Source organism: Sulfitobacter sp. LC.270.F.C4, assembly GCF_032922545.1.
GTDB classification, from domain to species: Bacteria; Pseudomonadota; Alphaproteobacteria; order Rhodobacterales; family Rhodobacteraceae; genus Sulfitobacter; species Sulfitobacter profundi.
This window is the reverse complement of the sequence record NZ_CP136692.1, coordinates 2,288,052-2,314,859: the sequence shown is the minus strand read 5'-3', so window position 1 is coordinate 2,314,859 and position 26,808 is coordinate 2,288,052. Positions and strand designations below refer to the sequence as shown.

General features: G+C 59.0%; 24 protein-coding genes. 18 read left to right on the top strand and 6 right to left on the bottom strand.

Translation table 11 applies throughout. The annotated features are described in order from the left end of the window. The first annotated feature begins 20 nt into the window (after nt 1-20). The 7 genes from R1T45_RS15200 to R1T45_RS15170 all read left to right on the top strand — a co-directional run bounded on the left by R1T45_RS15200 (nt 21) and on the right by R1T45_RS15170 (nt 12,239). Nucleotides 21-941, top strand: a complete 921-nt coding sequence (locus R1T45_RS15200) for a calcium/sodium antiporter (RefSeq protein WP_120350860.1) — start codon at nt 21-23, stop codon at nt 939-941. A 154-nt stretch (nt 942-1,095) separates the two neighbouring features. After that, nucleotides 1,096-2,427 carry a trigger factor gene (gene tig / locus R1T45_RS15195; protein ID WP_120350861.1) on the top strand — a complete coding sequence of 444 codons (1,332 nt, stop codon included), beginning with the start codon at nt 1,096-1,098 and terminating at the stop codon, nt 2,425-2,427. A 797-nt stretch (nt 2,428-3,224) separates the two neighbouring features. Then, nucleotides 3,225-5,636, top strand: a complete 2,412-nt coding sequence (locus tag R1T45_RS15190; protein WP_317389490.1) for a hypothetical protein — start codon at nt 3,225-3,227, stop codon at nt 5,634-5,636. A 171-nt stretch (nt 5,637-5,807) separates the two neighbouring features. Further along, nucleotides 5,808-7,394 (top strand): hypothetical protein, encoded by a 1,587-nt coding sequence (locus R1T45_RS15185; RefSeq protein ID WP_317389489.1) that lies wholly within the window; start codon nt 5,808-5,810, stop codon nt 7,392-7,394. Between the two features lie 107 nt (nt 7,395-7,501). Further along, on the top strand, nt 7,502-9,070 hold the full coding sequence (istA, locus tag R1T45_RS15180; protein ID WP_317388942.1) for an IS21 family transposase: 1,569 nt from the start codon (nt 7,502-7,504) through the stop codon (nt 9,068-9,070). Continuing rightward, nucleotides 9,000-9,728, top strand: coding sequence for an IS21-like element ISPkr1 family helper ATPase IstB (gene istB, locus R1T45_RS15175; RefSeq protein WP_317388941.1), 729 nt, complete (start codon nt 9,000-9,002; stop codon nt 9,726-9,728). The genes istA and istB overlap by 71 nt, the downstream gene beginning before the upstream one ends. Before the next feature lie 123 nt (nt 9,729-9,851). Beyond that, entirely contained in the window at nt 9,852-12,239 is a 2,388-nt protein-coding gene (locus R1T45_RS15170; protein WP_317389488.1) for a PIN domain-containing protein, read from the top strand. Nucleotides 12,240-12,461: 222 nt separating this feature from the next. On the opposite strand, the gene R1T45_RS15165 is transcribed toward R1T45_RS15170, so the two are convergent. The 6 genes from R1T45_RS15165 to rpsF all read right to left on the bottom strand — a co-directional run bounded on the left by R1T45_RS15165 (nt 12,462) and on the right by rpsF (nt 16,801). Next, the gene (locus tag R1T45_RS15165) at nt 12,462-14,420 is read right to left on the bottom strand and encodes a bifunctional 2',3'-cyclic-nucleotide 2'-phosphodiesterase/3'-nucleotidase (protein ID WP_317389487.1); all 1,959 of its coding nucleotides are present in this window, start codon (nt 14,418-14,420) and stop codon (nt 12,462-12,464) included. A 72-nt stretch (nt 14,421-14,492) separates the two neighbouring features. Continuing rightward, the gene (locus tag R1T45_RS15160) at nt 14,493-14,978 is read right to left on the bottom strand and encodes a lytic transglycosylase domain-containing protein (RefSeq protein ID WP_240791532.1); all 486 of its coding nucleotides are present in this window, start codon (nt 14,976-14,978) and stop codon (nt 14,493-14,495) included. A 127-nt stretch (nt 14,979-15,105) separates the two neighbouring features. Continuing rightward, nucleotides 15,106-15,396 carry a hypothetical protein gene (locus tag R1T45_RS15155; RefSeq protein ID WP_317389486.1) on the bottom strand — a complete coding sequence of 97 codons (291 nt, stop codon included), beginning with the start codon at nt 15,394-15,396 and terminating at the stop codon, nt 15,106-15,108. Nucleotides 15,397-15,553: 157 nt separating this feature from the next. Beyond that, nucleotides 15,554-16,180: a 50S ribosomal protein L9 gene (rplI, locus tag R1T45_RS15150; RefSeq protein WP_120350864.1), complete on the bottom strand. Its 627-nt coding sequence runs from the start codon at nt 16,178-16,180 to the stop codon at nt 15,554-15,556. Between the two features lie 11 nt (nt 16,181-16,191). Next, on the bottom strand, nt 16,192-16,419 hold the full coding sequence (gene rpsR, locus R1T45_RS15145; RefSeq protein ID WP_005852865.1) for a 30S ribosomal protein S18: 228 nt from the start codon (nt 16,417-16,419) through the stop codon (nt 16,192-16,194). Nucleotides 16,420-16,447: 28 nt separating this feature from the next. Further along, nucleotides 16,448-16,801: a 30S ribosomal protein S6 gene (gene rpsF, locus R1T45_RS15140; protein ID WP_007119975.1), complete on the bottom strand. Its 354-nt coding sequence runs from the start codon at nt 16,799-16,801 to the stop codon at nt 16,448-16,450. A gap of 214 nt (nt 16,802-17,015) precedes the next feature. On the opposite strand from rpsF, the gene fabD reads away from it, so the two are divergent. The 11 genes from fabD to R1T45_RS15085 all read left to right on the top strand — a co-directional run bounded on the left by fabD (nt 17,016) and on the right by R1T45_RS15085 (nt 26,792). Continuing rightward, nucleotides 17,016-17,948, top strand: a complete 933-nt coding sequence (fabD, locus tag R1T45_RS15135; RefSeq protein ID WP_317389485.1) for an ACP S-malonyltransferase — start codon at nt 17,016-17,018, stop codon at nt 17,946-17,948. 17 nt (nt 17,949-17,965) lie between these two features. Further along, entirely contained in the window at nt 17,966-18,370 is a 405-nt protein-coding gene (locus R1T45_RS15130) for a hypothetical protein (protein ID WP_317389484.1), read from the top strand. Then, the gene (locus tag R1T45_RS15125; RefSeq protein WP_317389483.1) at nt 18,367-18,936 is read left to right on the top strand and encodes an alpha/beta hydrolase; all 570 of its coding nucleotides are present in this window, start codon (nt 18,367-18,369) and stop codon (nt 18,934-18,936) included. Before R1T45_RS15130 ends, R1T45_RS15125 begins: the two co-directional genes overlap by 4 nt. A gap of 22 nt (nt 18,937-18,958) precedes the next feature. Then, entirely contained in the window at nt 18,959-19,696 is a 738-nt protein-coding gene (gene fabG / locus R1T45_RS15120) for a 3-oxoacyl-[acyl-carrier-protein] reductase (RefSeq protein WP_067626654.1), read from the top strand. Between the two features lie 202 nt (nt 19,697-19,898). Then, nucleotides 19,899-20,132 carry an acyl carrier protein gene (locus R1T45_RS15115; protein ID WP_067261852.1) on the top strand — a complete coding sequence of 78 codons (234 nt, stop codon included), beginning with the start codon at nt 19,899-19,901 and terminating at the stop codon, nt 20,130-20,132. Between the two features lie 159 nt (nt 20,133-20,291). Further along, the gene (locus R1T45_RS15110) at nt 20,292-20,825 is read left to right on the top strand and encodes a GNAT family N-acetyltransferase (protein ID WP_317389482.1); all 534 of its coding nucleotides are present in this window, start codon (nt 20,292-20,294) and stop codon (nt 20,823-20,825) included. Between the two features lie 155 nt (nt 20,826-20,980). Further along, nucleotides 20,981-22,240, top strand: a complete 1,260-nt coding sequence (gene fabF, locus R1T45_RS15105) for a beta-ketoacyl-ACP synthase II (RefSeq protein WP_317389481.1) — start codon at nt 20,981-20,983, stop codon at nt 22,238-22,240. Continuing rightward, nucleotides 22,241-23,425 (top strand): endolytic transglycosylase MltG, encoded by a 1,185-nt coding sequence (gene mltG, locus R1T45_RS15100; RefSeq protein WP_132443559.1) that lies wholly within the window; start codon nt 22,241-22,243, stop codon nt 23,423-23,425. Nucleotides 23,426-24,043: 618 nt separating this feature from the next. Next, entirely contained in the window at nt 24,044-25,270 is a 1,227-nt protein-coding gene (locus R1T45_RS15095) for a DNA-packaging protein (RefSeq protein ID WP_317391105.1), read from the top strand. Between the two features lie 129 nt (nt 25,271-25,399). After that, nucleotides 25,400-26,575 (top strand): phage portal protein, encoded by a 1,176-nt coding sequence (locus R1T45_RS15090; RefSeq protein WP_317389480.1) that lies wholly within the window; start codon nt 25,400-25,402, stop codon nt 26,573-26,575. Next, entirely contained in the window at nt 26,565-26,792 is a 228-nt protein-coding gene (locus tag R1T45_RS15085) for a hypothetical protein (protein WP_386283658.1), read from the top strand. The genes R1T45_RS15090 and R1T45_RS15085 overlap by 11 nt, the downstream gene beginning before the upstream one ends. Nucleotides 26,793-26,808: the final 16 nt, after the last annotated feature.

Here is a 26,808-nt window from a genome sequence, read left to right as displayed (position 1 = left end):
GAGACCGGTGAGTTTTTCTCGTGAACATTCTGTTTGTCCTTAGCGGTTTGCTGGGGCTCGTGCTCGGTGGTGAGTATCTGGTGCGCGGTGCGGTGGCGCTGGCGCAGCGGGTTGGGCTATCGCCACTGGTGATCGGTCTGACGGTCGTGGGGTTTGGCACTTCGGCGCCTGAATTGGTGACTTCTGTTCAGGCGGCTTTGCTGGGGGCACCGGACATCGCGCTTGGCAATGTCGTCGGGTCGAACATCGCGAATATTCTGCTGATTCTCGGCCTTGCCGCACTAATCGCGCCGATTGGCATCGCGCGGCGCAGCTTTGCGCGCGACGGGACAGTGATGCTGGCGGCAAGCTTGCTTTGTCTGGGCCTCGTGATGCTGGGCCGCATCGACCGGCTGGCGGGGATTTTGGCCCTCGTGGGGTTGGCGACCTATCTGATTTATACCTTTCGCAGTGATCGAAACAGCCAGCAGGCGGCGGAGCCTTTGCCGGATCAAGCACGGATCGGGCTGGCGTTATTGTGGTTGTTGGGTGGGCTGGTTCTAACCATCGTCTCGGCTCGGTTTTTGGTCACGGGATCGGTCGCCTTGGCGCAGGCCGTGGGGCTCTCTGAGGCGGTGATCGGGTTGACCATCGTGGCAGTGGGGACTTCGATGCCGGAATTGGTCACATCGGTCATCGCCGCCCGGCGCGGGCAGAGCGATGTGGCTTTGGGCAACGTGGTCGGCTCCAATATCTTTAACATCCTTGGTGTGCTGGGGGTCACGGCGGTGATCCAGCCGGTCAATGTGGCCGCTCAGATCGCCACACTCGACATCTGGGTGATGCTGGGGGCCAGCGTGGCGCTGATCGCCTGCGCGGCCTTTGGCGGGCGCGTGACGCGCGGTCAGGGGGCGGCCTTTGCATTGGCCTATGCGGGCTATATTGCGGTGCTCTTGGTCTGAGGTCTGGGCGGGTTCCGCCATAGGGGCGGGGGCGTTTTCTGCGGATGTGGTGCGATGGGCCGCGGACCCCCTTGCGCAGGCGGTTCAACCCCCATAGAAGGGCACAAATTTTCGCCCGCGCCCCCGCCGCGCGGCCTTACCCTATGGAGCACACATGCAGGTCAACGAGACGCTGAACGAAGGTCTGAAACGCGGTTACAACATCACCGTGACCGCCGCCGAACTCGAAGCCAAGGTCAACGAAAAGCTGGCCGAAGCGCAGCCCGAAGTCGAGATGAAGGGCTTCCGCAAGGGCAAGGTTCCCATGGCGCTGTTGAAAAAGCAGTTCGGCCAGCGGATCATGGGCGAAGCGATGCAGGAAAGCATCGATGGCGCCATGGCAGAGCATTTTGAGACGTCCGGCGACCGCCCCGCGATGCAGCCCGAGGTCAAAATGACCAACGAGGACTGGAAAGAAGGCGACGACGTCGAAGTCTCCATGGCTTACGAAAAGCTGCCCGAAATTCCCGAGGTTGATCTGAGCAAGATCGAGCTGGAAAAGATGGTGGTCAAGGCCGATGACGCCGCCGTCGAAGAAGCGCTGGCAAGCCTTGCCGAAACCGCACAAGACTTCAAAGCCCGCAAAGAGGGCGCCAAGGCGGAAGATGGCGATCAGGTTGTGATCGACTTCAAAGGCTCCGTCGACGGTGAAGAATTCGAAGGTGGCGCTGCCGAAGATTACCCGCTGGTTCTGGGTTCTAACTCCTTCATCCCCGGCTTCGAAGAGCAGCTGGTCGGCGTTAAGGCGGGCGAAGAAAAGTCCGTCGTCGTGAACTTCCCCGAAGAGTATCAGGCCGAGCATCTGGCCGGTAAGGAAGCGACCTTCGCTTGCACCGTCAAAGAAGTGAAAGAGCCCGTCGCTGCTGAAGTGAACGACGAGATGGCAAAGAAATTCGGTGCCGAGGATCTCGACGCGCTGAAAGGTCAGATCGCCGAGCGTCTGGAAGCGGAATACGCCGGTGCCTCGCGCGCCGTGATGAAGCGTAACCTGTTGGACGCGCTGGACAAAGAAGTCAGCTTTGACCTGCCGCCCTCGCTGGTTGACGCCGAAGCCAAGCAGATCGCACATCAGCTGTGGCACGAGGAAAACCCTGACGTAGAAGGCCACGATCACCCCGAGATCGAGCCCTCAGACGAGCACAAGACACTGGCCGAGCGCCGTGTGCGTCTTGGCCTGCTGCTGGCCGAACTGGGCCAGAAGGCCGACGTTCAGGTGACCGACGCCGAGATGACCCAAGCGATCATGAACCAGGCGCGTCAGTACCCGGGTCAAGAGCGCCAGTTCTTTGAATTCGTTCAGCAAAACCAACAGATGCAGCAGCAGATGCGCGCGCCGATCTTTGAGGACAAGGTTGTCGATCACGTGGTCGAACAGGCCAAAGTGACCGAGAAAGAAATCTCGAAAGAAGAGCTGCAGAAGGCTGTTGAGGAACTGGAAGACGAATAAGTCTTACCGGATCGGATTACGGGGCAGGGGCGACGGGCAACCGTCGCCCTTGTTTCGTTTGGGGGGTGTTGTTGTTGAAATGGGCCGTCCGGCGGGATGGCGGGCATCACCCTCAGTTGCAGAGGGCGGTTTCGCTATGTCCAAACTTGGCAGTGGTGAGAGTCGGTTTGCTGGCCTTCTTGCCGCCTCCAATGACTGAGCCAGAAGGTTTACCGAACCTTGGCAGGAACATCAGCCACGGATCACAGATGTCCCGCCCCGGTGGTACACCGGGCATCGCTTTCCCTCCGGAGGGCGATTTTGCAACGTCAGATGGTTGGCGCGTTAGCGGTTTCGGCATATTACCGGGGAACCCAAGCGTAGCAACGCCCCCCGGGGAGGGTGATGCCCTCTGTGGCAACGTCGAAACTTGAGTGGCGGCGGAAAGAGGCGGCCCGCTCTAGTGACGCATTCCGTCTGGTGGGAGCTTCAAACAAACAGACCTGTCGCGTGATGCGCGGCAGGTCTCTGTTTTAGTTCTATAAATCTCGTCTTCTAAAGCAGGAAAATGATATCGGAAATCCGAGAAATTCTTCTCGGAGTTACTACCGGCTCGCTTCGGCGAAGAAAAATTTAGAACTTTAGATATTTCTTCTTCTGATTCTGAAAATACGGCCAATATCCTTTGATCACAAGCTTGACCTTCGCAAGAGGCGAAGATTGCGGACAATCGTTCGCTTCGACTTCAATCCAAGCGGTTTTTCTGGTCTCTGGTTGAAAAACGACACGAGGCGGAACCGCGGATATGCGAGGTTCTGATGACAAGCTTGGCGAAATTTAACTTCAAACTCTCTCAGCTCTATCCGGGCGCGGGGAAACATCTCATCAACACATGCGGAAATCCGGACTGTTCGAACTTCGGGCAGCCGCTGACTGGTCGTGCCGATCGCAAGTTCTTTTGGAAGCAGAAGTATCCGGACCTCAGCCCAGAGCAACTAAAGCTGATTGAGATGCATGGGCCAGGTGCTTACAAGCTCGCAGGAGCTGACAAGAAGCATCGTCGCGTCTCTCGCGTGTTCGCTTACGAGAACAACCCGCATGGGTGGTCCGATCAACGCACGGTCCGGTGTCAAGGTCAAACCCACGACGGATACCTCTGCGACACAGGTTTCTCCATCCTTTCCCCGGATCATCTGAACGAGGAAATCGACAGGCTCCGTAACTTTAATGGGATCCTCGACGGGCCTTCTTGTGGAGCCTGCGGCAAGCGCTTCTTGGATGATCCGGACGAGTTCGCCCTCGATGGCGTTCACGAGCGATCGAAGGACCGCGAAGGAAAGCTACTTCGCAGAAAAAAGACGCCTTCGTCGCTCCGGGTGCTTCACAAGCCCTGCCGGGGACAGAAGGGTGCGCGTTTTTCCATCTCGCTGCCTCATGCAGGACAGAAGACAACTGCCGACAATCTTCGGATACTCGGAGCGGTGCTGAACAGCGCCGGGATCGTCGATATCCAGCGGATGATCGGAACTGCCACCACCGGCAAGAAAATCGGTATGTCCCGGATCTACGACCGCATAGAATGGCTCGAAGCGGTTTTTCTCGCTTATGAACGCGAGATGCTGCGACGATGGAAGGACAAGATCGAACGCAGCGGTGAAACCGTCGAACACCTTCTCAGCCATGATGACATGGTCCTTTCGGTGAACTGGGAAACTTCGACCGACAGGCGGAACACACAGCTCAACTGTGCGATCACTGCGGATGCCCGTAGTGGATATGTCTATCGGCTTGATGTCGACTTCGACCCTCGTGCCACGCCTCTCGACCTGTTTAATGCCACATACCTCGATGAGGCTGGCATGCCGAAGAACCTTGAACAACTCTATCCGAACAGCAAAGTTCAGTCGGCTCCGAAATTCTCATGGCAACGGCCAACTGGCCGGTATCATGAGTCGCAGTTCTTCGCTGCCTGTGTCAATGAAATCAAGGCATTCCAGAGCCGCGCGAAGCGCCGAATGCCGAAGAAAGACAAAAGTCAGCAGGCCGCACGATCCGCTCTTATTCAGCGGACAAAAGGAATGATCACCAACATCCGTATGATCTCCGAGGGGTGGTTCGGCTTCCCGATCGACGAATCCGAAGAACGGGGTTCGTTCAAAGGCATGACAACGAGGGACATCTACACAAAAGGAGCGCATTTCGCTCTCTTGAAGGAAATGCTCCCGCGAGGGTCGATCGTTTTGACCACCGAACAAGAAGCAACCTTACCTCCCCTCCTACCGCACATCTTCGACAAGGAAATCCGGGAGGACCGGTTCACTTGGCTGGCTATGAGTTTCAATAAGAAAGCAACGAAGCCGGAAAAGCTCGGCAAGGTGAAGGAATACCGAAAGGCCCGAAAGCAGTTCCACAACGACGGCATGTATGCCGGACGCTTCGACTTCGAAACTGATGCGCAAACAGTCAGTGAGGCATTTATCGCCGAGCACATGGAGACCGCCCTTCGTGGAAACGGTGCGCCGTTCCAGATCTCAAACTATCAGTCCGAAGTTTTTCCTTCGCTCTGGGTTCGGTCCTCGACCCAGGCGAGCGGAGAGATCGACAAGACCGTCGGTTTTCCCATCCTGCCGCGCAATCTGCGCAGGACAATGAAGAAGCTGGCGTTCGACCAAGAAGAGCTGAGCCAGGACCTGCGCGAAGAACTGGCACCGTGGGTCTACAAGGCGACGCTTCAGCCCGTCAGCTCCTTTATGAACTCTCTCCGCGAGAGAATGAGCGTCGCCGCCCGAGCTGGGAGTGGAGGTGCCCGGGTCGGTGGCTCATACATTCAGGGGGCGATCTTTAACCCTCGAACATTGATCGCACTCTTGAATATTTATCGTGTTCATTACAACTTCTTCGAGCCACGGCCCTACGCCTGCCCCTACGAAGCGATTGACGACCTGGTCGATCCGCCCAAGCTGACTTCGCGTGCGCTGCGGATACCGGGCACAGAAGAGTTCGTTGATCTCCCACCGCGGGCGCGGCGTCCTCGTCCCCGCATGACGCCGGCTATGCGCCATGGCATGGACGCCTTCACAAAGCGGAAGGATGGCACACAGGATCCTCCAGACATCTACCGGATGCTGTATCGCCCATGGCTCTACATGGGAACAAAGCTTGGGGCGAGGTTCGAGCGATCAAGAAGAAATATCAAAACGAAGGCGATTACAAACCATGAGAAAGGTTGAAACAAATAGAGAAAACGGCAACGCTGCATCTTTAAGGAAAGCCTATAGCAGCTAACATTTTACGCTTCTCTCTAAAGTAATCCGTCTGACTGATCGGCCACGAGGCCAACTTCCGGATAGGATCAAACAAACCCATATATTTCGTATCTATAATCTTTTGCCAGGCATTTTATGACAACTATCACCAGTAGAGCACTCGCCCCGCCAAATAACTGGCAAGATTTTGAGGCACTTACTTTCGATCTCTTCAAGCGGGTCTGGAAAACCGATGATGCTCACATGCATGGCCGGTCCGGACAAAAGCAGAATGGAGTCGACGTTTATGGGACTGATCGGGTTCACAACAAATGGGTCGGTGTTCAATGCAAAGGGAAAAATGGCGACTACCATGCCGAAGTAACGAAGTCAGAGCTTCAGCAAGAAGTTGAGAAGGCCAAAAAATTTGAACCGCCACTGAACCGCTTCGTGCTCGTGACTACCGCTCCCAACGACCAAAAGATCCAGCAGGAAGCCCGCAGGCTAAATCAAGAGAACATTAAACGCGGTCTTTTTGAAGTCGACATAATGGGCTGGGAAGAGATCAAGCACCTCATACAGGACCACCCAGATGTTCTTGAGACTTACTATGATGGGTTGGCCCCCGGCTTGCCGAAAAAGTTCATCGACGCGTTTAATGACACCCGTGAGCACATAACGAATGAACTCGAACGACGGTTGCCTGCCACAAAGGGTGATGTGAGGGCGTCCTTTGCAGCCGCTGCCATGGACGCTGAATCCAACGACCACCTTGGACAGCGCATCACCGACATTGCAGGCATGCTGAACAAGAATCCCGAACACGTCCTTAATCTGCTTTCGACAGTTTGGGAAGCGGAGGCGCCTTCCGCATCAGATCGAAATCGCTACCGTATTAAAGCGAATATGGCTTCCGCATACTGGATTTTGGGTAAGCGCTCGGATGCTGGCCGTCACTTTCGACAAGCTGGCGAGGAAATACCGGAAGAAGCTGACGGCTTGGCGGTGCTTGCAACTGCCAAAATGATCGAAGGAGACTACGTCGCCGCGGTAGATCTTTCCCGGCAAGCGCTCGATCTGAAACCAGATTGCGAACGCGCTGCGGGGGTCCTTCTCGAAAATGCCCCCAAAGATGCTTCGTGGGAAGATCTTCAGGCGAGTCTGTCTAAGGACCTCAAGCAGCGCGCAGAGGTGCTTGTAGCGCTCGCCGAGCGCGCTGCATTGCAAGGGGAAACCAAGGAATCAAATCAACTCTTGAAGTCAGCTATCAGGCGTGACCCTGAAAACTGGCTCGTGCTCGCTCGGGCAGGCCTGATAGAGTTTGGTAAAGTCGCTGACAAAGAAGAAATCCGTTTCCTCCGAATGCTTCGTGATCAGGATAGGAAGGTCGTCGAGGAGGCCTCGGATCTGTTTGGTCGATCCTGGGAAGCCATCAAGAGCACTGGCTGGGCCCCTCAAGGAGACTGGGTAGCTGCTAACCGTGCATCCACGCTCTTACTGCTGTCAAACGAGACCGCCGCCGACCAAGTATTACAAGATGCCCTCTCAAAGTGCGGTTCTACGCCTGGCCTTCTCCATGTCAAGGCGATGCGCCACATGGATCGTGAAGAGTGGGCCGACGCTCTGTCGGATCTTTCAAGCATCCCTGAGGAGAACCTGGACGCCAATGACCGACTGATGCTGATCCAAGCTGAAGTTCGGGGCGGCGATCCGCACATAGGACTGGAGGCGGCCAAAATGTGAACAAGCATGCAATTTTGACCCCGTAGAGGGGTGATCGGCGTCCAAAAATGACCCCCTTACACCGATGTGGATAATGCCCCCGAGGCTATCGGGGAGCACAGTTTGGGATGTTGGTTGTGGAGACGATTGCGAAGATCCGGCGGGCGTATTTTCAGGACAAGAAGCCGATTAAGCAGATTTGCCGGGAATTGCGGGTATCGCGGAACACGGTGCGCAAGGTGATCCGATCCGGTGTGACGGAGCTCACCTACGAGCGGACGGTCCAGCCACAGCCGAAGATTGGGCCCTGGAAAGACAAGCTCGACGAGATGCTGTCAGTGAACGCGCGAAAGCCCAAGCGTGAGAGGCTGACCCGGATTAGGGTCTTCGAAGAACTCAGAGCCCTCGGATATGACGGCGGCTACGATGCTGTCCGGCGCTACGCGGCCTCATGGTCCAAGGACGAACAGGCGGCATCGGCCGCTGCCTATGTGCCGCTGACCTTCGATCCCGGTGAGGCCTATCAGTTTGATTGGAGCCATGAGATCGTGGTGATCGATGGCGCGACGACGACAGTGAAGGTGGCGCACGTCCGCCTTTGCCATAGCCGAATGCTGTTCGTGCGAGCCTACCCGCGCGAGTCACAGGAGATGGTCTTTGACGCCCACGACAAAGCTTTTGCCTTCTTCGGCGGAGCCTGTGCTCGGGGGATTTACGACAACATGAAGACGGCGGTGGATACGATCTTTGTCGGTCGCGACCGCGCCTATAATCGCCGGTTCCAGCAGATGTGCGGACATTACCTGGTCGATCCGGTCGCCTGCACCCCCGCCTCGGGCTGGGAGAAGGGACAGGTCGAGAACCAGGTCGGCGTCGTCCGGCGGCGGTTCTTCGTGCCGCGACCGAAGTTTAAAAGCTATGCCGAACTGAACGCTTGGCTTGAAGACCGGTGCGTTGCCTGGGCTCAGTCCAACCCGCACCCCGAGCTCCGGGATCGAACAACTTGGGAGGTGTTCGAGCAAGAACGAGCCAGCTTGGTGCCGTATGTCGGCCCCTTCAATGGCTTCCACGCCCTGCCTGCCTCGGTGTCCAAAACCTGCCTCGTTCGGTTCGATAAGAACCGCTACTCGGTGGATGGTCGAGCCGTCGGTCGCCCAGTTGAGATCCGTGCTTATGCCGAGCGAGTCGAGTTCTGGCAGGACGGTAAGATTGTGGGGCAGCACGACCGAGCCTTCGGCCGCGACAAGGCGATTTACAATCCGCTGCATTACATCCCTGTCCTGGCTCGAAAACCGGGCGCGCTCAGGAATGGTGCGCCCTTCAAGGACTGGGAGCTGCCGCCAGCAATCAGGCGTGTGCAGCGCAAGCTTGGTAAGGTGCCGAACGGCGACCGCCAGATGGTTCAGATCCTGAGCATGATCCCAACCGACGGGCTGGATGCGGTGGATGCCGCTTGTGCCGAAGCCCTGAATGAAGGGGCTCACGCCGCCTCCGTCATCATTAACCTCTTGGCCCGACATCGTGAGCCGCCGCCGCCGTTGACCATCGATACGCCGGACGCGTTGCGGCTGACTTGCCAGCCCGTGGCCGATTGCCAACGTTACGACAGCCTCAGGAGACCCAACCATGGAAAGATCACAAGTGCTGGACGCGATGAGCCAGCTGAAGCTCTACGGCATGAAGGCCGCCTACGATGAGATCATCACGACAGCAGTGAAGCGTCAGCACGAACCGCAACAGATCGTCGGCGACCTCCTGCACGCCGAGATCAGCGAAAAGCAGGCGCGTTCGATCAGATACCAGATGAGGATTGCTAAACTACCACTGGCCAAGGAGGTCGATGAGTTCAGCTTCGAGAACACGCCGGTCAACGAGACGCTGGTGCGCGATCTGGCCTCCGGAGAGTTCCTTGAGCATCAACGCAACGTAGTGCTGATCGGCGGCACCGGGACCGGCAAATCCCATCTTGCCGTGAGCATCGCCAGGGCCTGCATCCGCCGTGGTAAGCGCGGCCGCTTCTTCAACATCGTCGACCTTGTGAACAAACTCGACGCAGAAGCCCGCGCTGATCGCCAGGGGCGCACTGCGGATCTCTTGTGCCGCCTCGACTTCCTGATCCTCGACGAGCTCGGCTATCTCCCATTCGCCCAGACCGGCGGTCAGCTGCTGTTCCACCTCGTCAGTCGCCTCTACGAGCGCACGTCCATCATCGTAACGACCAACCTCGACTTCGGTGAATGGCCATCGGTCTTCGGTGACGCCAAGATGACGACAGCACTACTCGATCGCCTTACCCACCACTGCGACATCGTCGAAACCGGCAACGAGAGCTGGCGCTTCAAGACCCGCGAATGACCTAAACCCCGCTGGCCCGATACGGCTGCGCTGTATAAAGGCTACACCGCATCGGGCCAGCTACCGAGCGCCCAAAGGGGGGTCACTATTGGATGCCGATAAGGGGTTATGATTGCTTGCCGATTGACAGCCAAAACGCTTTACGAGAAAAGCGACGAGGATGATCTCCGTATTGCCGCAGCAACAGCGCGCCTAATAGCTGCTGCTGCGATTTCCGAAGTCGCTGCAGATGAAGAAGCATCCTCGATCTTTGATGACTACTCAGGGTCACCGATCTTAATCGCTACCTATTTAGGCATCAGGCCGGACGCGCCAGAGAAAGATATTCTTAAAGACCGGCTGCTCACAAACCTTCCCCAAGATGCGGACACGTTTACAAAAGACCGAGTGGCACATGCTCTCTATGGCGTTGAAGAATACTCCCCGGCTGCCGACCTATTCCTTTCGTTATGCAATCCCGAGACGGACGATGTTCACCTCCGCTTGGCGCTCAGGTCACTTGGTCACTCCCGGCGCCTGAAAGATGCCCGAAAGCTCTACGGGAAGCTCGGGTCCGACGTGCTGAAAAATCCAGAAATCCGACGCCTCGGGATATGGATTTTCGAAGAATCCGGTCATCTCGATAAGGCTCGAGATCAGTTTGTGGAATACGCAAAACTTGCCCAACCAGATCTGAATGATCGTTTGATATGGTTAAACCTTTGCCTGCGAATTCCAGACATCGAAAGCGCTGCTGCTTACCTTAGGGAGGTTGATGTTGGTATTGAGGGCTCCCCTGACGCGCGAATGCGCTTGGCCCACTTTATGGACAGGGTGATCGAGGATCCTTTCAAAACCTTAGAAATGGGCTATCGCGCACTTCGAGATGGATATGAAGACGCGAAAATGCACGCAGGCTTCGTCATTGGTCTTTTCTTCATGGGGAGGGCCGGCCGTAGTGCGGACCTAACAAGAGATGTCGTCGGAGCAGATACTGCCGTAGTTCTTAGCGCAGATGGAAGAAATGATCTCGTCCGCGTCATCGAGACTGCTCCGAATCTGCAGGGCCGTTTCAATGAGATTGCTGTAGATGATCCATTCGCTAAACGCCTTCTCGGCAAACGGGTTGGTGACCAGATCGAAATCAAAAGCCTGATGGGCGGCCAAACATTAACGGTTAAAGAAATCGTTAGCAAATACGTCCACGCGCAAGCCCGATCTTTGAATGATTGCGAAGAAATGTTTCCAGAGAATAAGTTTCTGGGCGGGCTCAGGATACACGATGAGGATTTACTTGGTAGCATTCAGCCAATGTTAGACAACCTCCGTGAAAAAAGGGAGATGGGTGAACGCCTCGAAGATGCTTACCGAAAGGGCATTGCTCCCTTGTCAGTTCTTGCCCAGTTTGGAGGAGGGACGGTCTTCGATTTCTGGGACCATGCAAGACACCATCCCGATCTTAACGTTGTAGTTTCGGAGGGCAGTCATGTTGAGCGGCAGAGGGCATTGGCCGGTCTAAGTGGTAACGACGGGTGTGCAATCGTCGATCCGGCAACTCTATACGGGGTGGTTGGCCTGGGCCTGTCGGATACTGTTCTTCTGGCCTTGCCGAACTTAATGATTACTCGAAGCAGTGTGGACATGCTTCAATACGCGCTGACCGAGCGCCAGGATTCCTTGGGTGACCCTAATAAAGCAGGCGTGATGGTGGCCTTGGAAGAAGGTTATACCATGATCGAGCGAAGCCAAGCGCAGACAGACGCGCTCATAGATCACCTTTCTCGAACGGTCGATCTTGCAAGGCAGCTCGAAATCGTAATGCCAGAGGAAGGTTTCGCGCTGCCTGCTGAGGTAAATGAACTCTTTAGTAAGGTCGGACCGGCATTTACCGACACCATGATTGTTGCCAAGGAGCGGGATATTCCTGTCCTTACGGACGATCTCGCCCTACGCAGGGTGATCTGGGCCGAAGATATTCGATCCACGTGGACCCAGGTTGCGCTTCAGAAGGCACGGACAGCGGGAAGGATACAGGTCGGTGCGTATGTCGATGCTACCCTTGCCTTCTTAGATGCAACCTACGGCTACACAACCGTTGACATCGCGGCTGTGCTACATGAATGGGGCGCTTCCCGCGCAGATCCGAACCCCCGCCTGGACAGGCTTATTGAACACGTTGCGTCGCCAAACAATGAAAGACACAGTGTCACCCGACTTCTTGCCGGACTATTTATGGAAGCTTGGGGAAAAGGTGAGCAAGAGGATGCTTGCAAGCGGTTGATCAAACAAGTGTTTCTGACATTGAAAACTCATCAAGGCGACGAGAGCGCAAGAAGTATCATGCTTGAAGCTCTCGCCAAGGCTGTTGATCGGAATCAAAGAGCTGGACGCAGAAAATTTCTTCCGGCGCGCCTTAGGTCGTCAACGCATCTCACAGCCCCTGAGTATCTGACGCCGGATTCGGACAAAGCTACTAAACAGCAAATCGACGACACAATCGGTCGGCACATCCGGGAAGCCATCTTGAGCTAAAACTGCCTGTCGGAAACGGCTGTTCCTTAGCAGGAGGCTGTTGGCTGCTTAATCACGACAGATAAACGCATCTTCACTTGTTTGCTAAGGTAGCCCAAGAAGCTTAGAGATAAGGCCGCATCCCTACGGGAAACGGCCTTATCTTCCTGGGGGTTCAACAGCTAACCGCCTCCCACCATGCGGAATGCGTCACCGCTCTAGACCGCCCCCAATTCGTACAGCTTACAACGTGATCCGGAACTGGGCGAAGCCGTTTTCCGTATCGCTGACCTGCTCCATCACCACGCCGGTCACCTCATCCATGTAATCCGCGGCCTTCGGTCCGGTTTCGAACATCACGCTGGTGCCCTCCATCGGGGCAAAGCGCCAGTTGCCATCGGCGCGGGGGCTGATGGTGCCTTTTTCGACGATATAGCGTACGATCACGTCGCGGTTGGTGTCGGGCCCTTCAAAGACGATGGTATCGCCCTTCGCGCCGGGGAATGCGCCGCCACCGCTGGCGCGGTAGTTGTTAGTGGCGATGATGAATTCGGCATTGGGATCAAGCGGTTGCCCTTCGAACTCAAGGTTCACGATCCGGTTCGCCTCAGAGTTCGCCACGGTTCCCTTGGGGCCGAATTTGGACGGCTGGCTGAGGTCGATCTGATAGCTTACGCCGTCGATCACATCGAAGTTGTAGCTGGGGAACTCTGGGTTCAGCAGCGGCTGGTTGGCCTCGCCGGGGGTGATCTGGTTGAACATGCCCGCTGACCGCTCAAGCCAATCCTTCACCTGCGCACCGGTGACGCGCACGGCGCGGGCGGTGTTGGGATAGAGGTAGAGGTCAGCCACATTCTTGATCGCCACATCGCCCTTGGGCACATCGGTGTAATACTCTGGCCCGCCCCGGCCACCGGCCTTGAAGGGGGCGGCGGCAGACAGGATCGGCAGCCCCTCATGCTCGGTCCCTTTCAGCATCTGTGCGATGTACCAGCGCTGCGCGTTTGAGACGACCTGCACCGACGGATCATCGGCCACCAGCGCGAAATAGCTGTGTAGATTGGCGTCGGTCTTGCCCACGGCGCGGCGGACATAGGCGAGCGTTTCGTCATGGTCTTGCTGAACCGAGGCCAGAACCTCTGCGTCGCTTTCCACCAGCGGCATGACCGAGCGGTCTTCGTTGCGCTGCGAAATGGCCCGCGCCTCGGCGCTGTGGCTGGCGATGCGCCAACCGCCCGCGTCGCGTTCCAACATCAGGTCGATAAGGCCCAGATGGCTGCCCCAGAAGCCGCCCATGGTGGCGGGCTTGCCGTGGATCGTGCCGGCGCTCACATCCACGCCGGGATAGTCCGCATAGCTGCCCGAGGGGAAGACGAGGTGGCTGTGCCCGGTCATGATGGCGTCGATCCCGTCAACGGCGGCGAGGGGGACGGAAGCGTTCTCCATCATGTCTTCTTCTTTGGCGGCCCCAATGCCCGAATGCGACAGCGCGATGATGATATCGGCGCCAGCCTCTTTCATCTGCGGCACCCAAGCGCGGGCGGTCTCGAGGATGTCGCGCGCCTGCACTTTGCCTTCGAGATGGCGGCGGTCCCATGCCATGATCTGCGGCGGGACAAAGCCGATGATGCCGATCTTGATTGGATGGGCCTCGCCCGCGCCATCGGTCAACATTCGGTCCAGTATGACATAGGGTTTGACCAGCGTGTCATCGTCACTGGGCTTGGCCCCGACCTTTTTGACGACATTGGCGCTGACCACCGGGAAGTCGGCCCCGGCGAGGGATTTCATCAAGAAATCAAGCCCGTAGTTGAATTCATGATTGCCCAAGGTCGAGGCGTCAAAGCCAAGCGTATTCATCGCTTGGATCACCGGATGCATGTCGCCTTCTTTCATGCCGCGCTCATAGGCGATGTAGTCGCCCATCGGGTTGCCCTGCAGGAAGTCGCCGTTGTCGAGCATCAGCGTATTGGTCGCCTCGGCGCGGATCGACTTGACGATGCTGGCGGTGCGGGAAAGCCCGACGGTGTCGACCTCTTTGTCGGCGTAATAGTCATAGGGAAAGACATGCACATGGAGGTCCGTCGTCTCCATCAGTCGCAGGTGCGCTTGATTGGCGGCAGCGCGGAGAGAGAAGGGGTGAAGGGCCAGCAGTCCGGCAGAGCCGGCGAGAAAGTGACGACGGTTGAGGCGGAGGGTCATGCGGCGTTCCTTCTTAACGTGATTAACACCTACCTGCGGCGAAGCGAGAGGCCGCGCAAGCCTAAAAATTAATCACCCGCCCCTCAGGCCGGTTTCCACCAGCATACCGCGTTTCTTGGCTTCGTAATAATAGCCGCGGGCGTACCACTTGATGGCGGTGCCGTGGTCTCCGTCGGACAAAAGCCAAGCGCCGCGCAGGTATTTCAGGGCGTATTTCAGATTGGTGTCGGCGTCCAAAAGGTCAGACGCGCTGCCTTGGAACCCCATGGAGCGGGCGGTGGCGGGCAGGATTTGCAGCAGGCCGTAATATGGGCCGTTGCGGGCGCGCGGGTTATGGGTGCTTTCGCGGATGGCCAGACGATGAACCAGAGGGCGCGGCAGATCGTAGAAGTCGGCCCAGTGGTTGATCTTGCGCCGCAGGTCGGGCGTCTCATTTGGGTGCAGGGGCAGGGCCGGGCGCTGCGGGGGCGTGGGGGAGACTTCGGGCGCAGCGCTGCACGCGGTGATCGTACTGGCAGCGATGAAAGAGAGAAACATGCGGCGTGTTGTCTGAGGCATGGTGCACCGAGGCTTGTTATATCGGCGCGAAGATCACCGCTGCGGGCCTTTCGGGCAAGCGGGTCGCCAAAATATACGCGGCCCCTTGCCCAGCGGTTGGGGCGCAAAGCGCGGCTTTCCGCCACGCTTAGACGTCGGCGACGATTTCGCCTTTCATTTCACCGGTCATGCGGGTCTGATCTTCGCGCTTCACCGAGCGGCGAACCTCGTCGATCTTGAGTTCGGCAGCGTCGCGCGTGGCCTTGTCGGGCCATTCGGTGATTGCGGCACTGGTGCGCTCAGAGGTGCGGACCACGGTAATGCGGCTAGCGCCAAAGCTTTTGAGGGCGGGCAGGCGCTTTTCTTCGATGGCGCGTAGGGCCACGTCGTAATCCGCCCCGTCGGCGATCTCCCAGGTGGTGATGGTGATGTAACGCATGTGTCATCCTCCATGCTGAATGGAGGTAGCATAGCACAGAATGGACTGTTTTTACAGGATTTCGCGCGAGAGGTGCAGACGGGCCTTGCGACAGGCTAGCGCATAAAAAAACGCCGCGCGGAAAGCCGCGCGGCGTTTCATGTCAAATCGGGTCGGATCAGCTGTTGCTGTCGTCCTGCGCGTCGCCCTCAGGGGTGCGCACCACGTCCGAGTCGCCGTCTTCGTCAGCGGCAGAGCCGATGTCGTCGAAGAGTTCGGAGATCTCGAATTCAGCTGCGGCTTCCTCTTCGGCGGCCAGTTCCTGAATCGATTTGCCCGACGCCTGAAGCTCGGCCTCTTCGGGCGAACGTGCAACGTTCAGCTCGATTGTGGCGGTCACTTCGGGGTGCAGAACAACCTGAACTTCGTGGACACCCAGATCTTTGATGGGCTGCCCCAGAACAACCTGCTTGCGATCGACCGAGAAACCTTCGGCTGTTGCAGCTTCGGCGGCGTCACGTGTGGTGACAGAGCCATAAAGCGCGCCAGCGTCGGAAGCAGAGCGAATCACGACGAATTGCTGACCGTTCAGCTTTTCCGACATGGCTTCGGCTTCTTTTTTGGTCTCGAGGTTTTGCGCCTCAAGCTGGGCTTTCTGACCTTCGAAGGCTTCGACGTTGGCCTTGGAGGCCGACAGCGCCTTGCCTTGGGGCAGAAGGTAGTTGCGAGCGTAGCCCGACTTCACGTCGACGACTTCGCCCATCTGGCCCAGTTTGGCCACACGTTCCAGAAGGATAACTTGCATGTGCTCTCTCCTTACTTAACGGCGTAGGGCAGCAGGGCGAGGAAACGAGCGCGTTTGATGGCACGGGCCAGTTCGCGTTGCTTCTTGGCCGATACGGCGGTGATACGGGAAGGAACGATCTTGCCACGCTCAGAGATGTAGCGTTGCAGCAGACGTGTGTCCTTGTAGTCAATCGCAGGTGCGTTGTCGCCCGAGAAAGGGCACACTTTACGACGACGGAAAAATGGTTTTGCAGCCATGATTTAAGTCCTTTTCTTCAAGCGTTGATCAACGGCGTTCGCGGCGGTCGGGCCGCTCGTCACGCTTTTGCATCTGTACGGACGGCAGTTCTTTGTGCTCATCAACTTTGATGGTCAGAACGCGCATCACGTCATCATGCAGGCGCATCAGGCGTTCCATTTCCTGCACGGCGGTCGCAGGGGCGTCCGAACGCAGGAAGGCATAGTGGCCCTTGCGGTTTTTGTTGATCTTGTAGGCCATCGTTTTGACGCCCCAGTACTCGCTGTCGACGAGCTTGCCGTCGTTGTCCGCGAGGACGGTGCCAAAGTGTTCGATGAGGCCTTCTGCTTGCGTGTTGGACAGGTCCTGACGCGCAATCATAACATGCTCATATAGCGGCATGTGCACTCCTATATTTATATCAAGGCGCATTTCATAGGCGGGGCAATATCCTTGCGGCCCCACCACGAGAGTCTGCGCGGTTCATATGCTTTGCAAGGAAGCGCCCGTATACACGGTTTGCGCCGCACGGCAAGCCCTAAGCGCCTGCGGCAAGGCTTGTTCGGCTGGGGCGCAGAGGATACATCAGGCAAAACGCATAAGAGAGGCCGCAACCATGAGCATTGCATTCGTTTTCCCGGGCCAGGGTGCCCAAACCATCGGCATGGGCCGCGATCTGGCCGAAGCCTATCCTGAAGCCCGCGCCGTTTTCCAAGAAGTCGATGACGCCCTTGGCGAAAAACTGTCTGACCTGATCTGGGAGGGGGACATCGAGACGCTGACCCTCACACAGAACGCCCAGCCTGCGTTGATGGCCACGTCGATGGCGGCGATGGCCGCGCTGAAGGCCGAAGGGATCGAGGTTGGCAAAGCGGCCTTTGTGGCGGGCCATAGTCTTGGCGAATATTCCGCGCTTTGCGCCGCAGGGTCGCTGTCGCTTGCCGACACCGCACGGCTGCTGCGCATTCGCGGCAAGGCGATGCAGGCCGCTGTCCCAGTGGGCGAGGGTGCCATGGCGGCGATCCTTGGCCTTGGCATCGAAGAGACCGAGAAACTGGCCGAAGCCGCCGCCGAAGGCGAGGTCTGTCAGGTCGCCAATGAAAACGACCCCAGCCAGAACGTATTGTCGGGCCACAAAGCCGCAGTGGAACGTGCCGTGGCCATGGCCAAGGATGCTGGCGCCAAACGCGCGTTGCTGCTGCCGGTCTCTGCGCCTTTCCATTGCCCGTTGATGGGGCCGGCGGCGGATGAGATGGCGCGCGCTTTGGGTGAGGTTACGTTTAATGATCCCGCCGTGCCGCTGGTCGCCAATGTCACTGCGCAGGCCGTCACCGATGCCGCGAAGATTCGCGAGTTGCTGGTCGAGCAGGTCACAGGCCGGGTGCGCTGGCGGTCTTCGGTTGAGTGGATGGCCGCGCAGGGTGTCACCGAAGCATGGGAGATCGGCGCGGGCAAAGCGCTGACGGGCATGATCCGCCGGATCGATAAATCCGTCGCCACCCGCAGCATCGGCACGCCGGATGAGGTCACAGCCGCGAAAGAGGCGTAACGCCCCGGAGGGCCGAGATGACGATGCAAGAAACCCTGACGCTGCTGCCGGAATGGCTGATCTGGTGGTTCAACTGGCTGGTCTTTGCCGTGGCGATCTTGCCCTTGGCGCTGCTGATCTGGCCGCAGAGCCGCAAGGTCGGGGTGATTGCCGTGGCCGCCAGTATCCTTACCGGGGCGGCAGTCTACGGCATGTTCCGGCAAATGGGATACGTCAAACTTCTCGGTCTGCCGCATCTGCTGATCTGGGGGCCGCTGGCGTTCTATCTGTTCCGCAAACAGGCCAAGGATGCCATGCCCATCGCGGCGCGGTGGATCATCCGGGTGATCTTGGTCACCTTGCTGATCTCGCTGGCCTTCGATGTGGTGGATGTGCTGCGTTATATCTTGGGCGAGCGGACGCCGCTGGGGAGTGACGCATGAGGCGGCTGATTGCCGTCTTTGCACTGCTGCTTTCGGTCGTGGCCTGCGGCACGCTTGAGAATGCCAGCGATGGCACGCGGATGCAGGTTCAGGGGCCGTATCTGTTGATGTCCGGCACGATCACCAGCCGGACGCCTGCGGCTTTCGCGCGGCATCTGGCCGAGAATCCGCGGATTGATACGGTGGTGCTGGGGCGGATCGACGGCTCTATTGATGCGGCAGCGACGCACCGTATGGGGCGACAGATTCGCAGATTGGGACTGGCGACCGAGCTGCGGTCGGGCAGTGTGGTTGATTCTGGCGGTGTGGAGCTCTTCATCGCGGGGGCCGAGCGGCGCATGGCACCGGGGGCGGCGCTCCGGGTGCATTCATGGCGCAATGGCTACCGCGAGGGCAGCAGCTATCCACGGCAATCGCCCGAACACCAGATGACACGGCGCTATATGGCCGAGATGCTGGGCAATGACGGCTTTTACTGGTTTACCTTGCAGGCCGCGCCATCTGACGGGATACACAAGATGACAGCGGATGAAATCCGCCGCTACGGGCTGCTGACGCGGCCCTGACTGATAGAATAAAGGAAGAGACATGTTCGATCTTACAGGAAAGAATGCCCTGATCACTGGCGCTTCGGGCGGCATTGGCGCGGATATCGCCCGCAAATTGCATGCCCAAGGCGCGACCGTCGGGCTGTCGGGCACGCGGACCGAACCGCTGGAGGCGCTGAAGGCCGAATTGGGCGAGCGGGCGCATGTGCTGCCCTGTAACCTGAGCGACATGGAAGCCGTCGATGCTCTGCCGAAACAGGCGGCTGAGGCGATGGGCTCGGTGGATATCCTGGTGAATAACGCCGGGATCACGCGCGATAACCTGTTCATGCGGATGTCGGATGATGAATGGAATTCGGTGCTGAATGTGAACCTGACCGCGACGTTTAAGCTGTGCAAAGGCGTGATGCGCGGCATGATGAAGGCGCGTTGGGGCCGGATTGTGAATATCTCCAGCGTGGTGGGGGCCACGGGCAACCCCGGTCAGGCGAACTACGCGGCCTCCAAAGCGGGTGTTGTGGGCATGTCCAAGTCGCTGGCCTATGAGGTGGCAAGCCGTGGGATCACGGTGAATGCCGTGGCACCGGGCTTTATCACCACCGCCATGACAGACAAGCTGACGGACGAGCAAAAGTCTGGAATCATGGGGCAAATTCCCGCCGGTCGCATGGGCGATCCGGATGAGATCGCCGCCGCCGTGGTCTATCTTTCCAGTGCCGAGGCCGCTTATGTGACAGGGACCACCTTGCATGTGAACGGCGGTATGGCCATGTTGTGACCCTGCGCTGCAATAGCGTTTGCCAAGCCTTCGGCATGTGCTAAAGGGGGCGCAGAATCGAAACGAAGGGTGCTTGATTGCCCCCTCCGCCTTGTGCGAACAAGGAAAATAGCCGCCCCTTTTGGGGCATCCTCCAAACGCTGATCATCGGCGGGCGGAAACCAAAAGGGGCCTGAATGGCCCGAAGACATGAGGACTTATTATGAGCGACGTCGCAGACCGCGTGAAAAAGATCGTTGTAGAACACCTGAGCGTGGAAGAGGACAAAGTGACTGAGAATGCGTCGTTCATCGACGATCTCGGCGCTGACAGCCTTGACACAGTGGAACTGGTGATGGCGTTCGAAGAAGAGTTCGGCATCGAGATCCCCGATGACGCCGCTGAGAACATCCAGACCGTTGGCGATGCGGTCAAGTTCATCAAAGAAGCCTCCTAAGGCTTTGCCGGGCAACCGGCAGAATTGAGATTTGAAAGCGGCGTTGTTCCTAGCGGAATGACGCCGTTTTTATTTGCCGCAACGGGCTGGGCTTGTCCCTCTGGTGCTGAGGCCGCATGTCTTCGCCAAGAAGTTTCAAGTGTGAAGGCAATTCACCCCATGTCCCGAACGATCCCGACCATCAACACAGCCAGACTGACATTGCGCGCCATGCGGGCCGAGGATTTTGAGCGTTACGCTGAGATCTGGGCGATGCCGGATGTGGCGGACCGGATACTTGATCGGCCTCGGGCGAAGGCGCAATCTTGGGACGCCTTCCTGCGCAATGCAGGCCATTGGCAGATCACGGGATTTGGGCAGTGGGCGGTGCAACTTCATCGGCAGAGAGAGATGTTGGGCCAAACCGGTTTCGTCTTTGGCTCGCGCAATTTTGGTGAGGATTTCGATATTTACCCCGAAGCGCGACTGGTGTTGGCCCCACAGGCACAGGATCAGCGTTTAGGGGTTGAAGCGGCGCGGGCAGCGCATGAGTGGTTTGATCGGGTCATCACGGGGCGGACAGTTTGTGTGATCTCTGCCAAGAACGAAGCGGCATTGCGGATCGCGGGCGCACTTGGATATCAGCCGCTACGCGAGGCAAGCACTGAGGGCGGCCCGGTACATTTGTTAACACGGCGCGGCCCGCCGGGGTGAGCCTGCCGCGATCCCATCATTCGGGGCAATAGCCGCGTGAATCTGAGGATCGGCGTTTTTGTGCTATGCCTGCGGACCACCGCCGATATGCTTGTGCCTACAGGCTTTTGCAGGGTAAGAGGTTCGCCGAGAGATTATCGGCAAGGGGCACTAAGATGCGCAGAGTTGTAGTAACGGGTTTGGGTTTGGTTACCCCCCTCGCGGACGGCGTGGAAGAAAGCTGGAAACGGATCCTTGATGGGCAATCCGGGGCCGGACCGATCACCGGCTTTGATCCCAGCAAATTGGTGACCCAATACGCCTGCGAAGTGCCATTGGGCGATGGCAGTGATGGCACCTTTGACGCCAATAAATACATGGAGCCGAAAGAGCAGCGGAAAGTTGATACTTTCATCCTGTTCGGCATGGCCGCCGCCCAGCAGGCGGTTGAGGATTTGGGGTGGTTGCCGACCGAGAAGGAAGATCAGGAGCGTACTGGCGTGTTGATCGGCTCGGGCATCGGCGGGTTGAACTCCATTGCCAATACCGCCGTGATGATGGCCGAAAAGGGTCCGCGCCGCGTGAGCCCGTTCTTCGTGCCCGGCGCGTTGATCAACCTGATCTCGGGTCAGGTCTCGATCCGCTACGGTTTCAAGGGGCCGAACCATTCGGTCGTGACCGCCTGCTCCACCGGGGCGCATGCCATCGGTGACGCGGCGCGTCTGATCAAATACGGCGATGCGGATGTGATGATCGCAGGCGGCGCAGAGGCGGCGATTTGTGAGATTGGGATGGCGGGTTTCAACGCTTGTAAGGCGCTGTCGACCAAACGCGGCGACGACCCCAAGAAGGCCAGCCGCCCCTATGACATAGACCGTGACGGTTTTGTCATGGGCGAGGGCGCGGGCATCGTGGTGCTGGAAGAGTATGAGCACGCCAAGGCGCGCGGTGCGAAAATCTATGCCGAAGTGCTGGGCTATGGCCTGTCGGGCGACGCGCATCACATCACTGCACCGTCGGAAGACGGCGAAGGTGGCGAACGTTCCATGCGTGCGGCGCTGAAGAACGCGGGTCTTGAGCCAGCGGATGTGGATTACATCAACGCGCATGGCACCTCGACCATGGCCGATACCATCGAGTTGGGGGCGGTTGAGCGTTTGATGGGCGATGCGGCGGACAAGGTCACCATGTCTTCTACCAAATCGGCGACAGGACACCTTTTGGGGGCTGCTGGCGCGATTGAGGCGATTTTCTGCATGCTCGCGATCCGCGATCAGGTGGCACCGCCGACCATCAACCTTGATAACCCAGCGGTTGAGACACCGATTGATCTGGCGCCGAACAAAAAGGTTGAGCGCAAGATCGACGTGGCGCTGAGCAATTCGTTCGGCTTTGGCGGCACAAACGCATCGGTACTGTTTGGGAAAGTCCGCTAAATGTGGCGTCATATCGCTTCTAACGCCGTGACGTTTCTGTTGGTCGGCCTGTTTCTGCTTGGGGGGATCATCCTCTGGGGCAAGACGACCTATGTCTCCGAAGGGCCATTGGAGCAGGCGATCTGTGTGCAGGTCGAGCGCGGCTCGAACATGCGGCAGGTCAGCCAGAGCCTTGAGGAACAGGGCGCGGTCTCTTCGCCCGCGCTCTTTCGCATGGGCGCGGATTACGAGGAGAAGTCGAGCAGCCTGAAAGCGGGCAGCTTTCTTGTGCAGCCCGGCACGTCGATGCAGGGGATCGTGGATATCGTGACCCAAGGCGGGGCCAGCACCTGCGGCACCGAGGTTGTGTACCGCGTGGGCGTGAACCGCGTAAGCGTGCAGGTCCGCGAGTTGGACCCGGTCACAAGCCGGTTTGTTGAGCGCGCGGAGTTCACGCCGGGTGAGGAAGAGACCCCTGAGGCATACTCCGAAATCTCTAGCAAGAACGACACGCGGTTTCGTGTGGCATTGGCCGAGGGCGTGACAAGCTGGCAGGTTGTCGAAGCGCTGAAACAGGTCGAGCAATTGACCGGTGAGGTTGAAGACCTCCCCGCTGAGGGCAGCCTTGCGCCAGACAGTTATGAAGTGCGTCCCGGTGATGACCGCGCCGAGGTGATCGCGCGGATGACGGCAGCGCAGCGGGTGCTGTTGGCGCAGGCCTTTGAGGCACGTGACCCTGATCTGCCCATTGAGACGCCGGAGGAACTGTTGATCCTTGCCTCGATCATCGAAAAGGAAACCGGTGTGGCGGCGGAGCGTGAGCAGGTGGCGAGCGTTTTCGTGAACCGTCTGAACCAAGGCATGCGTCTGCAAACGGACCCGACGGTAATCTATGGTGTGACCGAGGGTAAGGGCGTGTTGGGCCGCGGTTTGCGCCGCTCTGAGCTGCGGGCAGAGACGCCGTGGAACACCTATGTAATCAACGGTCTGCCGCCGACCCCTATTGCCAACCCAGGCCGTGCAAGCTTGATGGCTGCGGCGCAACCGGCGGAGACGGATTTCGTCTTCTTCGTGGCGGATGGCACCGGGGGGCACGCTTTTGCCGAGACCTTGGATGAGCATAACCGCAACGTGGCGCGTTGGCGTCAGATCGAGGCGGAGCGTGGCGCGGAAGCGGCGGGGAATGCCTCAACAGGTGGTAACTGAAACGACTAGAGACCCCGCTGGAGACAGCGGGGTTTTTGCTTGCCGATGGGTTCTCCGCGCGGCGGCGTAAGGTCTTGTTAACACAGTTTTTCTTGACTTTGCGCACGGCCTGACGTAGAACTTGTGACACGCTAGAAGACATGGGCGAACGGCCCCGGGGTGACCCGGTGGTCGTTTTTTTGTGCCTGCTTGGTTGGGGAAAACCAACGAGAGGTAAAGCGATGACGATAATTACCCCGGAGCAAGAAACGGAAGACAGCGCGGAAATTCTGCGCGGTCTCCAAGAAGCAATCGGCGCACTGCGTCGGGAAATCGAAGGTCTGACGGAACAGACCCGGTCCGGGGGGGAACTCAAGGAAACTGCGGTGTCTGGCAACACGTCCAAAGTGGCGGGATTGCTGGCGCATTGCCTGAAAGCGGAGAACACGCTGAATGACTGTCGAAACCGACAAGCTGGAATCGCGCGCGGGGGCTATGCCCTCGACATGGATAAAGCGCGGGCTGACATCGGGTGCAAGCTGGATCGCCTGCGCCGATGCTCTGACCCAGGCGCAGTTTCTGAATGACTTAGATGAGGGAGAGCTTCTGGCTCTCCCTTTTTTGTTCGAGTTCTGGGCCTTGGACCATCAGATGCCGCCTGAGGGGGATTGGCGGACATGGGTGATCATGGGCGGGCGCGGTGCGGGCAAGACCCGTGCCGGGGCGGAATGGGTGCGTAGCAAGGTTGAGGGGAGCCGTCCGTTGGATGCGGGCGCGTGTAGCCGCGTGGCGCTGGTGGGGGAGACCATCGAGCAGGTACGCGAGGTGATGATTTTTGGCGACAGCGGGATACTGGCCTGTAGCCCACCGGATCGGCGGCCCGATTGGGAGGCGACGCGCAAGCGCTTGGTTTGGCCCAACGGGGCGATTGCCACGGTGCATACGGCGCATGACCCCGAAGGGCTGCGCGGGCCGCAGTTTGATGCGGCTTGGGTGGATGAACTGGCGAAATGGAAGCGCGGGCAGGAGGTTTGGGACCAGTTGCAATTTGCGCTGCGCTTGGGCGAGCGGCCTCAGGTTTGTGTGACGACGACCCCGCGCAATGTGGACGTGTTGAAGGCGTTGTTGAAATCGCCGTCGACAGTCACGACCCATGCGCCGACGGAGGCCAATGCGGCGAACTTGGCGGGGTCGTTCCTTGAGGAGGTGCGGGCGCGGTATCGGGGGACGCGGTTGGGGCGCCAGGAGTTGGATGGGGTTTTGCTGGCGGATGCAGAGGGGGCGCTGTGGACGTCGGCTTTGCTGGAGGCGGGTCGGGTGCGAGAGGTGCCGGATCTGGACCGGATCGTGGTGGGTTTGGACCCGGCGACGACGAGTGGGGCGGGCTCGGATGAGTGCGGGATCGTTGCGGTGGGCGCGCAGACCAAGGGGCCGCCGCAGGATTGGCGGGCAGTGGTCTTGGCTGATTGCACGGTGCAGGGGGCCACGCCCAATGGCTGGGCGCAGGCGGCGATTGCGGCGATGACGCGCTACGGGGCGGACCGTTTGGTGGCCGAGGTAAACCAAGGGGGGCAGTTGGTTTCCGAGGTGCTGCGGCAAGTTGATCCGCTGGTATCGCTTAAGACGGTGCATGCGGCGCGGGGCAAGGTCGCGCGGGCAGAGCCGGTGGCGGCGCTTTATGAGCAGGGGCGGGTGAGCCATTTGCCGGGGCTGGATGCATTGGAGGATCAGATGTGTCTGATGACCGCGCGGGGCTATGAGGGCAAGGGCAGCCCGGACCGGGTCGATGCGCTGGTCTGGGCGCTGCATGAGCTGATGATTGAGCCTGCATCGCAGTGGCGCAGCCCGGGGGTGCGGAGCCTGTAAGGCGGGCGTTGCGCAGGGGAGCGTGCGGTCGGTTACCCGGCCGTTAAGACTTAATTGAGAAAGTCTGACAACGCCGAGCAGCATGGGGCACAGGCCGCTGCCAAGGCCGAGCAGAATGAGGAGCGACAGATGGTATTCGATTTTCTACGGCGCGGCGCGGCTGAGACCGTTGAGCAGAAAGCTTCGGCGACCGGGCCGGTCGTGGCCTATCAAACCTCTGGTCGTGTCGCCTGGAGCCCGCGGGACAGTGTGAGCCTGACGCGCTCGGGCTTTTGCGGCAATCCGGTGGGGTTTCGCTCGGTCAAGTTGATTGCCGAGGCGGCGGCGGCGCTGCCGCTGGTCGTGCAGGACGCGGCGCGGCGCTATGATGAACACCCGCTGATGGAATTGATGCGCCGCCCGAATGCGGGGCAAGGCCGGGCAGAGTTGCTTGAGGCGCTTTACGGTCAGATGCTGTTGAGCGGCGACGGCTATGTCGAGGCCGTGGGCGGCGAGGGTGGTTTGCCGATTGAGCTGCATGTGCTGCGCTCGGACCGGATGAGCGTGGTGCCGGGGGCGGATGGTTGGCCGGTGGCTTATGAATATGCGGTGGGCGGGCGCAAGCACCGCTTTGATGCGAGCGGTTCGGTGACGCCGATCTGCCATATCCGGAATTTTCACCCCCAAGACGATCACTATGGGTTCAGCCCGATGCAGGCGGCAGCGATGGCGATGGATGTGCATAACGCCGCGAGCCGTTGGTCGAAGGCGCTGCTGGATAACGCGGCGCGGCCCTCGGGGGCGATTGTGTACCGCGGGGCCGAGGGGCAGGGCAAGCTGAGTGAGGATCAGTATGACCGGCTGGTGAGCGAGATGGAAAGTCATCATCAGGGGGCGCGCAATGCCGGGCGACCGATGTTGCTGGAAGGTGGGCTTGATTGGAAGCCGATGGGGTTTTCGCCCTCGGACATGGAATTTCAGAAGACCAAGGAGAGTGCGGCGCGTGAAATTGCGCTCGCCTTTGGGGTGCCGCCGATGCTGATCGGGGTGCAGGGGGATGCGACCTATGCCAATTATCAGGAGGCGCATCGGGCATTCTATCGTCTGACCGTTCTGCCGCTGGCGACACGGGTGACGGCTGCGCTGGCGGAGTGGTTAAGCGGGTATCTGGGCGAGCCGGTGAGTTTGAAGCCGGACTTGGACCAAGTGCCGGCCTTGGCGGCCGAGAGGGACGCGCAATGGTCGCGGGTCTCGGCAGCGGCGTTCTTGAGCGATGCGGAAAAGCGCGCCCTGTTGGGGCTGCCTGCGGTGGCGAATGATGCCTGAGTTGCGCGAGATCGAGCGGTTCGAATGCGCGCCGGGATTGCGGCTTCAGGCGCATGAGACGCTGAGCGCGGTACACCGCGAGAACATGCAAAAGCGGCTCGACCGGATCGAGCAGATGATGGAACGGCTGGAACGGCGCTTGTGGTTGACGGTTTACGGCGTGGTCGCGGTGATCTTGGCGCAGGCGGTGCAATCCTTTCTGGTGGTGGCGCCGTAGCGGGCTGAAAAAGAGG

Coding starts and splice junctions, on each gene's coding strand:
- tig (WP_120350861.1), top strand. CDS start 1,096: ATGCAGGTCAACGAGACGCTGAACGAAGGTCTGAAACGCGGTTACAAC.
- R1T45_RS15190 (WP_317389490.1), top strand. CDS start 3,225: ATGACAAGCTTGGCGAAATTTAACTTCAAACTCTCTCAGCTCTATCCG.
- R1T45_RS15185 (WP_317389489.1), top strand. CDS start 5,808: ATGACAACTATCACCAGTAGAGCACTCGCCCCGCCAAATAACTGGCAA.
- istA (WP_317388942.1), top strand. CDS start 7,502: ATGTTGGTTGTGGAGACGATTGCGAAGATCCGGCGGGCGTATTTTCAG.
- istB (WP_317388941.1), top strand. CDS start 9,000: ATGGAAAGATCACAAGTGCTGGACGCGATGAGCCAGCTGAAGCTCTAC.
- R1T45_RS15165 (WP_317389487.1), bottom strand. CDS start 14,420: ATGACCCTCCGCCTCAACCGTCGTCACTTTCTCGCCGGCTCTGCCGGA.
- R1T45_RS15160 (WP_240791532.1), bottom strand. CDS start 14,978: ATGCCTCAGACAACACGCCGCATGTTTCTCTCTTTCATCGCTGCCAGT.
- R1T45_RS15155 (WP_317389486.1), bottom strand. CDS start 15,396: ATGCGTTACATCACCATCACCACCTGGGAGATCGCCGACGGGGCGGAT.
- rplI (WP_120350864.1), bottom strand. CDS start 16,180: ATGCAAGTTATCCTTCTGGAACGTGTGGCCAAACTGGGCCAGATGGGC.
- rpsR (WP_005852865.1), bottom strand. CDS start 16,419: ATGGCTGCAAAACCATTTTTCCGTCGTCGTAAAGTGTGCCCTTTCTCG.
- rpsF (WP_007119975.1), bottom strand. CDS start 16,801: ATGCCGCTATATGAGCATGTTATGATTGCGCGTCAGGACCTGTCCAAC.
- fabD (WP_317389485.1), top strand. CDS start 17,016: ATGAGCATTGCATTCGTTTTCCCGGGCCAGGGTGCCCAAACCATCGGC.
- R1T45_RS15130 (WP_317389484.1), top strand. CDS start 17,966: ATGACGATGCAAGAAACCCTGACGCTGCTGCCGGAATGGCTGATCTGG.
- R1T45_RS15125 (WP_317389483.1), top strand. CDS start 18,367: ATGAGGCGGCTGATTGCCGTCTTTGCACTGCTGCTTTCGGTCGTGGCC.
- fabG (WP_067626654.1), top strand. CDS start 18,959: ATGTTCGATCTTACAGGAAAGAATGCCCTGATCACTGGCGCTTCGGGC.
- R1T45_RS15115 (WP_067261852.1), top strand. CDS start 19,899: ATGAGCGACGTCGCAGACCGCGTGAAAAAGATCGTTGTAGAACACCTG.
- R1T45_RS15110 (WP_317389482.1), top strand. CDS start 20,292: ATGTCCCGAACGATCCCGACCATCAACACAGCCAGACTGACATTGCGC.
- fabF (WP_317389481.1), top strand. CDS start 20,981: ATGCGCAGAGTTGTAGTAACGGGTTTGGGTTTGGTTACCCCCCTCGCG.
- mltG (WP_132443559.1), top strand. CDS start 22,241: ATGTGGCGTCATATCGCTTCTAACGCCGTGACGTTTCTGTTGGTCGGC.
- R1T45_RS15090 (WP_317389480.1), top strand. CDS start 25,400: ATGGTATTCGATTTTCTACGGCGCGGCGCGGCTGAGACCGTTGAGCAG.
- R1T45_RS15085 (WP_386283658.1), top strand. CDS start 26,565: ATGATGCCTGAGTTGCGCGAGATCGAGCGGTTCGAATGCGCGCCGGGA.